At 68.7% G+C, this 12,093-nt stretch carries 7 protein-coding genes; all 7 read right to left on the minus strand.

The genetic code is table 11. From position 1 onward, the window contains the following. Positions 1 to 212 precede the first annotated feature (212 nt). On the minus strand, positions 213 to 2,348 hold the full coding sequence (locus tag ACFV9T_RS30530) for an AIPR family protein (protein ID WP_385445669.1): 2,136 nt from the start codon (positions 2,346 to 2,348) through the stop codon (positions 213 to 215). Positions 2,349 to 2,832: 484 nt separating this feature from the next. Then, positions 2,833 to 4,230 (minus strand): DUF6177 family protein, encoded by a 1,398-nt coding sequence (locus ACFV9T_RS30535; protein WP_385445670.1) that lies wholly within the window; start codon positions 4,228 to 4,230, stop codon positions 2,833 to 2,835. Beyond that, positions 4,227 to 8,222 carry a type VII secretion protein EccCb gene (gene eccCb, locus ACFV9T_RS30540; RefSeq protein WP_385445671.1) on the minus strand — a complete coding sequence of 1,332 codons (3,996 nt, stop codon included), beginning with the start codon at positions 8,220 to 8,222 and terminating at the stop codon, positions 4,227 to 4,229. Before eccCb ends, ACFV9T_RS30535 begins: the two co-directional genes overlap by 4 nt. Positions 8,223 to 8,229: 7 nt before the next feature. Beyond that, on the minus strand, positions 8,230 to 9,351 hold the full coding sequence (locus ACFV9T_RS30545; RefSeq protein WP_385445672.1) for a hypothetical protein: 1,122 nt from the start codon (positions 9,349 to 9,351) through the stop codon (positions 8,230 to 8,232). 11 nt (positions 9,352 to 9,362) lie between these two features. Then, a complete protein-coding gene (eccD, locus tag ACFV9T_RS30550; protein ID WP_385445673.1) occupies positions 9,363 to 10,727 on the minus strand; it encodes a type VII secretion integral membrane protein EccD in 1,365 nt (454 codons plus the stop codon). Between the two features lie 13 nt (positions 10,728 to 10,740). Further along, entirely contained in the window at positions 10,741 to 11,010 is a 270-nt protein-coding gene (locus ACFV9T_RS30555; protein WP_385445674.1) for a hypothetical protein, read from the minus strand. 37 nt (positions 11,011 to 11,047) lie between these two features. Next, positions 11,048 to 12,073 carry an Imm49 family immunity protein gene (locus tag ACFV9T_RS30560; RefSeq protein WP_385445675.1) on the minus strand — a complete coding sequence of 342 codons (1,026 nt, stop codon included), beginning with the start codon at positions 12,071 to 12,073 and terminating at the stop codon, positions 11,048 to 11,050. Between the last annotated feature and the right edge of the window lie 20 nt (positions 12,074 to 12,093).

A 12,093-nucleotide genomic window follows, 5' to 3' on the forward strand; every position in this document is an offset into this window, starting at 1 on the left:
GTGGTGGCGGCAACCGTCTCACCGTACGGTTCGAAATCATCCGGTCCGGCTCGGCCACCCCCTGCGATCCTACGGTCACAGGGGCGGTCCAGTGGCACGTTCGACGATCACCGTCCGGGCTGCTACCGGACATTGCGCGACCGTACAACGAGGCACTGACAATCGCGCCCGCACAGCGACTTCCCGGCCGTCGGCATCGCACCAGGCATCCGTCAGGCGTCAGCCGGCTCCTCCCCGACCTCGAGCCCCTCCTCCAGCCGGACGGCATAGGCCAGCTCGTCCAGCGAACCCTCACCCGACACGAACCACCGGAGGGTCCCCTGCACCGAGGTGTCGACGCCCGAAGCGAGGAGCCGCATCTGCCGCGCCAGGCCGCTCGGCGAGTACCACGCGTCGTCCGCGTGCCACTGCAACGGGTGCCGACCGCCTTCGTTGCTCCAGGTCGCCAGCGACCGCCGGGGGTCTTCCGCGAGCCATTGCGCCATGTCACGCCGCTCCGGCTTGCTGTACGGGCGGAACTCCAGGACCGTGCCGTCCTGGATCCGGCCGGCCGCGACGAGCGTGACGACCGCGTTCGTCTTCCGCCCCCTCGTCACGGCCCTCGTCTCGGCCTTGGATACCTGGTAGTCCGCGCTCAGGCCCGGGGCCGGGCTGTCCGAGTCGAGTCCGCGGAGCGTGGCCCGTACCACCCGTTCGATCCGCTCGGCGTTGCGCACGGCGGCGACGATGTGGCTGGTGGTCCCGTACTCGTCGTCGATCGCGGTGAGAACCCAGGAGAGGGCGTCCCGTACCAGAGCGGGCACCTTGGCGAGCTCCCTCGACCAGTCGAACTCCGGGGCCTCGATGGAGTGGGTGACCAGGCGACGGAAGACGATATGGGTGACCAGGAGATCACCGTAGAAGGCGGCGGAGTCGGCCCGCCAGACTAGTCCCTCGCGCAGGCTGTGCAGCTCCGTGCGGACGGCTCGGAGCAGCTGGACGCAGCGCCACACCCGGAAGACGTTCGGCTTGGCGCCGAACACCTCCTGGTAGTTGCCGTCCTCCCAGAGTTCCGAGGCATGCTGGTCCCGCTTGGCCACGGCGGCGAGCTGGGCATTCGGACTGGTGGCTGCGAGTGCCTCGGCCGCCTCCGAGATGGAGCAGCCGTGCGCCGGGTCGGGCACCGTCTCGCCGCGCTTAGTGACGTAGACGAGCTTGAGGAGCAGCGTGAAGTCGTCCCGGAGCTGGACCTGCCCGGGGTCGAGGGACTTGAAGTCGCGTTCCTCGATCGGATTCTGCGTGTTCGTGGTCGTCGTCACCTGGTCGCCGAACCCGGGAGGGCAGTTCTCCAGGGAGATCAACCGCACCATCACCCGGCCGTCCTGGGCCGCACCGGGATCCCTCGCGAACGCCCGGTGCATGGCACTCACCGTCTGTGCGCCGTTGACCACGCTGACGCCAGAGAGCTGGAAGTTCCCGACCTTGCCTGGCAGCGCACGTCCGACCGTTTTGATCGACTCGCACAGCATGGTGATGCCGTTGCTGAAGTACCAGAAGTGCTCCGGCTCCTCGAGCAGCGTGTTCCTGATCTTGATGTTGACATCGGTCAGGTCAAGAGCGTTACGGATGTTCCGGGCGAAGAGCCCGCGCCCGTGCTCCTCATAGAGATCGGCGAGGTCGGGGACGGTCATCGTGCCATACATGGCCTTGTAGGGCAGTGACTCCTGGACGAATCCGTCGAGCTGCACCCGTGCGTCGATCTTCGGCGCGGAGGCGTCGCCGAGGATGGCACGGTGGAAGTCACGAAGGGTGAGGACCTTCACCTCGACGAAATCGTCGTCGACGTCGTTCACCTTCTCGAGCTTCATCTTGATCAGATCTTGGACGCCGTCGCTGAGCGGGGCCTCCCGCATCAGGGCAAGCACCATCGTGATCTTCGGAACACCGGTGTCATAAGCCCGCTCGATGTCATTGACGAACGGCTGGAAGCGTCGGTTGAACTTGCTGTAGTGACGTTCCAGCATCAGGTCGAGGCCATGGAACATCTTGTGGACATCAGCCTCGGTGAACTTGCCTTTGTTCCCGTCGCTCCACTTGGCCTGCACGAGGCAGATCCGGGACTGGTTGACGTCGGACTCGACGGCGATGGAGTCGAGCCCCTGGTCGTCCTCTCCGTCGAAGACCCGTAGAGCCGCCACGCGATCACTGCAAGGGTGCTCGATCTGCACCGCGAGGGCGGCCAGCCCCCGGCTCAGCAGCTTCTGATTCGCTGTCTCCCGGGGTGTGTGCACCAAATCCGACTTGTCAACCAGATCGACGAACCGGTCCTCGATCGCCTTGCGAACGTACCCGACATGAAGTTTGCTCACGTCCCACCCCCGTCAACACCAGCGTCCTCGACAACTCTAAGGGGTGAAGAGACCTAACCTACTGGGCTTTTGAGTAAGGAGGAGATCAAGGTGGACGGCGCTTACCCGGTCCGATACGGAGTCGTGGACGAGGTCACCCACCTGCGCTCCGGCCGGTCGAGGCCTCATGCCGCGTCCTGGCACTTCAGACCAGATGAAACCGTACCCGTGGCCACCTCGTTGCTGCCCGGGTCCACCTGACAGGCCTGCTGACAGGCCTGTCGACCATCGATCTCTCAACGATGTTCAAGGACCTGGAGCACAACGAGCTGGGACCCGCCTTCGACTGTCTCGTCGAGCTGGGTGACGGCCTCGACCTGCTGGCCGACCTCTGCCGACGCCGTCTCGCAGCTGCCTCCGAGCAGGAATGGCCCGCCAGTGCAGTCCTCCGGTTTGTGTCACCGCTCACTGGCGAGCGTGCCGTAGTTCTCGCTTTTCTGTTGGGTCAGGTTCCCGTGCGCAGGTGCTGGGTGAGGCGTTTGAGGGTGGTCCAGGTCTGGTCGATGGTGCCGTCGCCGAGGGCGTAGTGCAGAGCAGGGCGGGAGGTGAGGCCGAGGCGGGCGGGGGTGAGGTTGAGGGGTGGGTGCTGGGCGTGGTGGGTTCCGATTTCGTGGACGGTGTCGGGGCCCAGGGTGAGGGCGACGGGATTGGGGGGTGTCGCGATGTGTGGGGCGATGGTGAGGTCGCGCGGGCCGTGGCCCAGTGAGGTGAGCATCGAGGTCAGGGCGTGCTCGGTGGCGAGGGTCTCGGCGAGCTGGGGGATCGTGTCCAGCGGCGGGGGCTCGTGTTCGCCGTAGCCGAGGGCGAGGGTGATGTCCTCCTCGACTCCGGCGGGGGTGCGCGAGATGCGGATGGCGGCGAGTGCGGGGCGGTCGGGGTGACCGACGGCGATCAGCCAGGTGGGTTGAGGTGCGCGCTGGCGGGCTAGGTCGGTCAGCTGGCGGGTGGACCAGGGCAGGTTGACGGGTTCGGCGGTGCTCCATCCGGCGGGCGGGGCGCCGGTGAGGTGATGCCAGGTGGTTTCGAGGGCGCGGCCGAGGACGAGTTGTTCGTCTGCGGGGTAGCGGGTGCGGATGGCGAGGATGAGTTGGCGGTCGCCGGTGTCTGCGGTGTTGGTGAAGGCTTTGGCGACGGGCGTGGTGCCGGATGAGGTGCGGGCGGGGGCGAAGGTGCCGTTTTGCCAGCGCAGTACGGCGCCGGAGAGGCCGTCGTAGTAGCCGTCCTGTGGGTCTTGGATGACCCAGCGGTGGGGGTGCCCGCCCAGGGCGTTGCGGGTGGGGAGGGTGAGGCGTGCGGTGTTGGGGGTGACGATGTGGAGGGCGCGGTCGGTGGTGATGGCGGTGCGCAGGGCGTCGGAGAGCCAGCTGGTCATGGCGATGACAGGGCGGTCCTGGAGGACGACCGCTGTCGTGTCGGTGTGGACGTCGATGGCGGGGTGGGTGTTCGCCGGGGTCGCTGGGCCGTCGGTGGTGAGGGGTATGACGTCGGTAGTCGCCGCTTCCGGTGGCCAGGTGGTGCCGTTGAGCACGGTGGCGAGGCGTCCGGCGAAGGAGCCGGCGAGCTGTCCGGCCTCGGGTACGGCGGTGGTGGCGCGTGCTTCGGTCCACCAGACGGGGGTGTCTGGGGCTGTGGTGCCGAGGAGGCGGGCTGGTTCGCCGGGGGTGTGGATGAGGACCGGGGCCTCGATGGAGACGAGCGTGTTTCCGTCCGGAGCGCAGAGCTGGACCACGGCGCCGTCGGCGGCGGTTCGTACGCGCACGTCAGGGCCGCCTGCGTAGAGCCCGGCCAGCAGGGTGCGTACGTCGGGCATAGTCGGGGTGAGGGCGATGACGTCCTTGGTCACGGGGCGCTGTCCGGCGTGGTCTCGGGGGCGAGGGCGGTCTGGATGAGCTGGTGGGGGTGGCCGCGGCGTACGAGGGTGCCGCGGCCGGGTGGCTGGGCCGAGGCGTAGAGGCCGGGGAAGAGCTGGCCCTCGGTGCGGTCGCCGGTCATGACGAGGGCGGCGGTCCCGGTCTCGCGCAGGGTGGTCAGCAGCGGTTCGTACAGGGCCCGGGAGGCTCCGGCGGTGCGGCGGGCGATGACGAAGTGCAGCCCGATGTCCTGGGCGGAGGGGACGTAGGGCAGGAAGCCGGCCAGGGGCTGTTGCCCCGCGGTGGTGAGGATGTCGTAGTCGTCGACGAGGATGACGATGCGCGGCCCGCTGAAGGTGGGCTCGTCAGCGAGTGCGTCGTGGTCGACGGTCTCGTCGGGGAGGCGCTTGTCGAGTTCCTTGGCGATGCCTGTGGTGAGGGCGGTGGAGAGCTTGGCGTTGTGGGCGTAGCCGCCGCGGTAGGGCTCGGGGATGACTCCGCGCAGGCCGCGGCGGGGGTCGAAGACGGCGAAGACGAGTTCGTCGTCCGAGTAGCGGTCGGTGAGCTGCTGGGCGATGAGTCGCAGGAGGTTGGTCTTGCCGCATTCGTTGTCGCCGAGGATCAGCAGGTGCTGGTCGTGTGCGAAGAGGTCCAGGTTGACGGGGGCGAGGGCGTCCTGGTCGAGGCCGATGGGGATCCGTGACGGCTCGATGGCGGGCGAGGGGAGCTTCGCGGAGGGCAGGCGGGTGGGCAGGACGCGTACGGGGGCGGCGAGCTCGCCGTGCCAGGTGGCGCGGACCGTGCGCGCGGCCTCTTCGAGGGCGGCCCCGAGGTCGCCGGTTTCCGGGCGGGTGTCGATGCGGGGCAGGGCGACTTGGGCGAAGAGTTTGGCGTCGGTCAGGACTCGGCCCGGGGTGTCGGGGCTGAGGGTTTCGGAGAGCTTGCGGTCGATGCTGGAGTCGGCTGGGTCGTTCAGCCGCAGTTCGATGCGGGTGCCGAACATCGACTGGGTGGCGATGCGTACGTCGTTCCAGCGCAGCATCCCGGCTACCACGTGGATGCCGTAGCCGCTGCCGCGCTTGAGCAGGTCGATGACGGCGTCCTCGAGGTCGGCGAACTCGTCGCGCAGTGCGCCGAAGCCGTCGATGAGCAGCACGATGTCGGTGGAGGAGAGCCCGGACAGTCGGCCCTGGGCGCGCAGGGACCGGAGTTGGTCGACGGAGTCGATGCCGTGGTCGCGAAAGAGCTGTTCGCGCTCGTTCAGCATGGCGCGGACTTCGGCGACGGCGCGGGTGGCGCGCTCGTGGTCGGCACGCCCAGCGATGCCGCCGACGTGCGGCAGGTCGGAGAAGGCGCTGAGCCCGCCGCCGGCCAGGTCCAGTCCGTAAACGGCGACCTCGCGCGGGGTGTGGGTCAGGGAGAGGGACAGGGCGAGAGCGCGCAGCAGGGTGGTCTTTCCGGACTGCGGGCCGCCGATGATCGCCGCGTGTCCGCCGGCGACGGTCAGGTCGAGCAGCCACTGGTCCTGCCACTGCCTGGCCGGGTCGTCGAGGACACCGAGCGGTACGCGCATGGCGTCCGTGCGTCCGGCAAGATGCAGTCCGCGTTCCGATGCCTGGACCGGCCCGGCCGCGGCGTCGAGCGTGAGGGCATCCGGCAGCGGCGGCAGCCAGATGCGGCGCACCGGCTCCGCGACTCCGCGCAACTGGTCGACCATCACCGACAGCACAGTGGGCCCGGTGTCCCGCTTCGTGCTCTCCGGCCCGGGAGCGGCCGCGGCCTCGGGGGCTTGTTGGGTGTTGAAGGCCGGGTACGGCAGGGCGAGCGGCTCGTCGTCCTTGGGCTCGTGTCGGGATGGGCCACGGTAGCCGCCGGAGACGTAGCCCGCTTTGAAGCGCTCGTAGGTCGAGGTGTCGACCTTGAGGTAACCGAAGCCCGGGAGCGGCGGAAGGTGGAAGGCGTCGGTGGTGTCCAGAACCGTACGGCTCTCGTCGGCCGAGAAGGTGCGCAGGCCCAGGCGGTAGGACAGATAGGTGTCCAGGCCCTTCAGCTTGCCGCCCTCGATGCGCTGGCTGGACAGCAGCAGGTGCACTCCGATCGACCGACCGATGCGGCCGATCGACAGAAAAAGGTCGATGAAGTCGGGCTTGGCGGTGAGCAGTTCACCGAATTCGTCGATGACCACGAACAGATGTGGCAGCGGCTCCAACTCCGGCCGCTGTGTCGCGCGCAGCGCCGCGTAGTGGCCGATGTCGGCGACGTTCCCGGCGTCCTTCAGTACCTGCTGGCGGCGCTTGACCTCTCCGGCCAGGCTTGCGTGCACTCGCTCAACCAGCCCGGCCTGGTTCTCCAGATTGGTGATCACACCGGCGACGTGCGGCAGATCGTCGAACGGGGCGAAGGTCGCGCCGCCCTTGTAGTCGACCAGCACCAGCGCCAGGTCCTCGGGCGGGTGGGTGGAGACGAGGGCGAGTACGAGGGTGCGCAGCAGCTCGCTCTTGCCGGAGCCGGTGGCCCCCACGCACAGCCCGTGCGGCCCCATCCCCAGCTCCGAGGACTCCTTCACATCGAGAAGCACGGGCTCGTGGCGGTCGCTGAGCCCGATCGGCACGCGGAGGAAGGCCCGCTCGCCCCGCGGGGCCCACAGCCGCTTCAGGTCCAGTGCGGCAGGGTCGTCGATGCCGAGAAGTTCGGGGAAGTCCACCGGCCCGGACACGGGGGCGCCCTCCGGCGCGGACGCGGCCGACAGCCTCAGCGGGGCGAGCTCGCGCGCCAGACCTTCCGCACCCGGGAGGGAGACGTCGTCCACGGTGCCCGTGGAGCGTGTAGGTACCGATGTGCGCAGGTCCTCGACCTCGATCCGCTCACCGTCGACGATGATGCGCACACTCACCTGGTCCGGCTCGTGGACTTGCTGCTCAAGCAGGTGCAGCACGGTGACGCCCATCTCGCGCAGGGCGACGGCCTCATCCGGGCGGGGCAGCTCACAGGCCACCTCCCCGTACGCGTCGCTGATCACGAGGAGCCGGTCGGTGAGCTGCAGTGCGTTCCGGTCGGACAGACCACGGCGTACCTCGGCGGCGTACGAGGCACGGCGCCGCAAATCCGCGGGCAGCAGCTTCGCCAACTGCGGCAGGTCAGGCGCGATCCGGCGGGCGACCACCGGCCCGTCACCCTCGTCCGTATCCAGCACGTGAGGCAGCCACTTGCCCCATGACCAGTCCTCCTCCCGCTCCGCGGGGAACGCGAGCCCCACGGCGAGGTCGTCCGGCGCGTGGGCCACGGCAGCCTGGAGTAGCAGTGCTCTGGCGACGCGCAGTACACCGTCACGATCGCCAACAATCGACACATCGCCCACCCGGTCCAGCGGCACCGTGAGCGGAAAGTCCGTGGCGGTGGCGAAGCGGCCCAGGAGCGCGTGGGCCTCGTTCAGCATGAACGGGTCCGGCGGGGTCAGCACACTGCCCGAGTGCTGCCCCACCGTCAGCTCCTGCACCGGCACCTCGCCGACGCCCATCCTCACCCGAAGGAAATCCCCGTCCAGCCGGCGGCGTTCCCACAGCCGCGCCGGATCCCGAACGATGTCGTACAGAGCCTCCGGCGGCGGGTTCAGGATCCGCGCGGCCTGACGGCGTTCCCGCTCCAGCCGCCCGAACTCCTCGCGCAACTCCTCCAGGTACTCCAGATACCGCTCCCGCTGCGCGCGGCGCGTGCGCTGCGCCTTGCCGCGCTGCGACCAGAAGAGGGCAATGGCCCCCAGCAGGGCGAAGACGAGGACGATGGCACCGACCACGGCGAACTGGCTGTTGCGGATGATGGTCATCATCACGACTGAGCTCATGACGCCCGCCATCGGCAGCAGGGCGGTGGCCGCATTGCCGATCTTGCCCTCGGGCAGGTTCGGCGGTGGCTCCACCGTGCGCGGGGAGGCGGGAGGAAGCGGCCGGATACTACGGGCGGGCCGGTGAATCACACGCTGGGTCATTTCGTCCTCACCGCACCTGTACCGCGCGCCGCATCGCTTCGGCGGCCAGCGTGGTGGCGGCCTCCCGCGTCTCCCGTCCCAGCATGGCGTTCAGAATGGGGCCTCCTCCGCCGAGATGACGGTCGTACGGAATGGATACGACGGCCGCTCCCGTCTCCCGCAGGTACGCGCTCGCCCCCCGCACATCGAGTGTGGTGTCGGGGGAGCTGGCGGTGAGCGCCACCACCGTGCTGGCCAGGGCCGCGTGAGGCAACTGGGCAAGCCAGTCCAGGACGACACGGGTGCCGTTGACACCCTCGGCGGTCATCGGAGCGGCGACCACACGGGCGTGCGCGGTGTCCATCGCCGTACGCGCCACCTCACCCGGCAACGTCTCGCAGTCCACCACCGTCACCGCGAAGTACCGGCGCAGCGCCAGCGTCACCGTGCGGTACGTACGGACGTCCAATGGTGGCCCCACATGCCCCTGGCTCGCGGGCAACAGCCAGCCGCCGTCAGCCACCGGCACCAGATAGCCGATGACATCCGTCAGCTGCATCGACGGGGAAAGGATCTGCGCCAGGTCCGAGCACGACCAGCGCACGGACTCCGCACCGAGCCGCACCGGCAACGTACCGAGAGCCGCGTCCGCCTCCAACGCGAGCACCGGATCCCGCCGGTAGTGATTGAAGATCCGGCTGAGTAGAGCCGTCACCGTGGACTTCCCCACCCCGCCACGTATGGACGTAACCGCGATCACCCGGCCGGTGGTCACCGGCTGCTGCACCTCCTGCGCCAGCCGGGTCCCCTCAGCGACTTCCCGCGTCACCGAGCTTCCCAGCATGCGCACGGAGCGGCGGGCCCGCCGTGCCATCGAATCCCCGTGCAGGGGCCGTCCCAGCGTGCCCGCCAACCGCGGGTCGACGGTCGGCACGGACTCCGGCGTCTGGATGGGCAGCCTCGGATCCCGGGAGCCGGCCGCCTGCGGTCCGGAAGCTGGAACCGGGGCACCCATCCGGGAGGAGCCCGGCGGTGGATCCTCGGGCGGTTCGGGCTGCTCCGGGGGCGATGTCGGCGTGGACGGCTCCGCCGCAGGTCCGCTCTGGCTCAGCTCCCGCAACGCGTCGTGCTGCCAGTCTCCTTGAGACATGCCGCCCACCCCTACGCGAAGGTGTCCAACAGGCGTCCGTAGACCCCGAACACACCGATCAACAGCGGCAGCAACGCGCACACCCCAGCCGACTCGGCCACATCACCCATGCGCCGCAGACGCACCCGAACATGCTCGGCTGGCTGCACCGCCAGCACACCGAGCGAGATGCCCGCGAACGCGACGAGCACCGCCAGCGGCCCGAAGGCCGAGGACTGCTCCAGCCACACCGTGATCAACCGCAAAGCCATAACCGTGCCCGCCAGGAGCACGCCCACGACCTCGACGGTCAGCGGGAACGCCCGGGCGCGAAGCAACACCACGGCGGTTACGACCACGACCAGCAGAACCGTCCACACCGTGGTGGAACGCAGCGCGAGGACCCCGCTCGCGCCCGCCGAGACGGCCAGGACGAGCGTGGCCAACGTCAACCCGCGATGCGTGGCCGTCAACGCCACAGCCACGTCCTGGCGGCTCACCGACGTTCCACCCGAGCGCCGATCGTCCAACGCGGACAACCCCGACGCCATCATCGCCAACCGCGGCACCACACTCAGCACCACAACCGATACCACCGCGAGAACCGCTCCCACGCGGGCCTGCTCCACAGCCGTCGCACCGCCACCCTGCAACGCCAAGGCGGCTTCCCAGCCGAGGGTCATGACCGCGACCGCCCCGGCCCCGACCAACCCGCCACGCCCCAACGGCGAAAACCACCCCAGAAGCAACAGCGCCAGCGCCATGGCACCTGCCGTCGCACCGAGCCGCGCTGCACCCGGCCACTCCTGCGCGTCGGCCAGCGTCCATGCACCCAGGACACCGAGCGCACCCGCCGCGACGATCAACGCGGTAGCCACCCCACGATGCCCCGCACGCCCGGCCAACGCCCCCGCTCCGGCCAGCACCAGTGCCGCGAGCAACAAGACGGACATGACAGAAGAGGGCGCGAACTCTGCCCGAGCCACCAACCCGGCGGCCAGCACCCACATGAGCAGGGCGACCCCCGCCGACATCCGGCGCGCCGCCGGGCGCCAGCGCCACGCGCGCAGGTCAAGATCTTCCGCCACCTCATCGCTGACGTCATGCACCACCGGCGCCGGCGGCGCGTCCTCGACACGCACCAGCCGCAACACTGCACCGTCCGGCACCCCGGCCGACTGCAGCGTGCTGTCCTGAGCCAACGCCGAGCGACTGGCGGTGACAAGATGCCGAGACGAAGGCCGCGCTGCGACCTCATCGCCCAGCAACCGCAGAATTTCCGGCAGCAGCCGACCGATCGGTTCCTGGGAGGGAAGCACAAGATCGATGCGTCGCCGCTCACCGACGAGAGTGACCCGACTTAGCCCCGTACCGCTTATCGTCCCCGCTGCTACCACGCGTTCGAACCTATCATCGAGCCGAAGTCCCCACGGATGGCGCGGTCGACGGTGCCGAAGGCCCATACGGACTCTGCCCGACGAGCCGGTGCGAAATGAACGACCAGCCCACGCACCCGGCACACAACACCCCAGCAATCACCATCCCGGCAACGACCTTCCCCAGCCGCTCGTCCACCGACCGCCGCTGCCGCTGCGTTCCGAGCAACAAGGCATCCCGCATACGCCGGCGCCGCACCGACACCGATTCCAGCAATTGGCTGTCGTAGTCCTGCGCTGCCATGGTCGTTCACTACCTCTTACGGGGGGGGGTGCGTGCGTCAGGTCGGGAATTCGCCCAGCCAGTCGCGCTGGAGCAGATGCTTGGGCAGGTAGTCCGATTCAACCTCAATGGGGAACCCGGCATCGTAGGCGAGGCAGGCGATGGCGAGCGGGCCGAGGGCCAGATATCCGGCGGGGCTGTCCTCTCGCTCCTCGTTGGCAGTCCAGTACGACTTGTGCAGCTCCAGTGCCTCCTGCAGCGCGCCGTTGAACGCGGCATGGTCCTTGCGCAGGAAACAGCGGAAGAGGTTGATGGGCTGGTAGAGAATCTTGTTGAGCTGCTCTCGTGTGGCGATCCGCGCCATGCTCGGGTCAGACGTCTCGATCGCGGCTACCAACTTGTCGACCAAGCCCGGCCGCTCCAGCCAGTAGGACTGCAGGCTGTCTACCCAGTGGTAGATGTACTCGTCGTACTCCGCTCCCGAAGCACGCAAGAAGTCGAGCGGAAGCTCGCAGAGCTGGGTCATGCGCTTCTGGTCACGACAAACGATGGAGAACCACAATGCTGTCAGCCAATTGCCTGCGTCGGCATAGGACTGAGGCCCGGTGGCGGGCAGGGTCCGCATCTCATGGTTGATGCGACACTGCACGGTGCCCTCGGGTCCGCTCGCTGATGCGAAGACCGCACAACCCACCTGCATCGCCGAGACCACGGCTTCCCAGGTCTCGATTTCAGACGCGCTGGGGTCCACAGTCAGACGCGCCTGGACATGGAGTACGGCCTTGTCGAGCGCGCCTCCGAACCAGCGCGGCGACCGCTCCAGCCTCAAGACAGTTTTGGCCAGCTCCTCGCCGAGCTCGTGCGCATAGCCCTCGTCATCGGGACCTGGGTTGCCATGCCGAGATCCGACCGGGCCGGGTTGATCGGCCCCGCAGCAGGGTTCGCTGATGGTGTTGGTCGAAGTGGCTCCGCTCTCCATGTTCTTTCCGTGCGACCTCATGCCTGTGTCTATGTCATCTATCGCGTCGCCCACCAGCGGGGTCACGAACTCGACCCCAGACGGAGCGATGTCCCACCCAGGCATACCCAATCTCCCCAGTAACC

The organism is Streptomyces sp. NPDC059850, assembly GCF_042731515.1.
Lineage (GTDB): Bacteria > Actinomycetota > Actinomycetes > Streptomycetales > Streptomycetaceae > Streptomyces.

Coding starts and splice junctions, on each gene's coding strand:
- eccCb (WP_385445671.1), bottom strand. CDS start 8,222: ATGACCCAGCGTGTGATTCACCGGCCCGCCCGTAGTATCCGGCCGCTT.
- ACFV9T_RS30545 (WP_385445672.1), bottom strand. CDS start 9,351: ATGTCTCAAGGAGACTGGCAGCACGACGCGTTGCGGGAGCTGAGCCAG.
- ACFV9T_RS30555 (WP_385445674.1), bottom strand. CDS start 11,010: ATGGCAGCGCAGGACTACGACAGCCAATTGCTGGAATCGGTGTCGGTG.
- ACFV9T_RS30560 (WP_385445675.1), bottom strand. CDS start 12,073: ATGCCTGGGTGGGACATCGCTCCGTCTGGGGTCGAGTTCGTGACCCCG.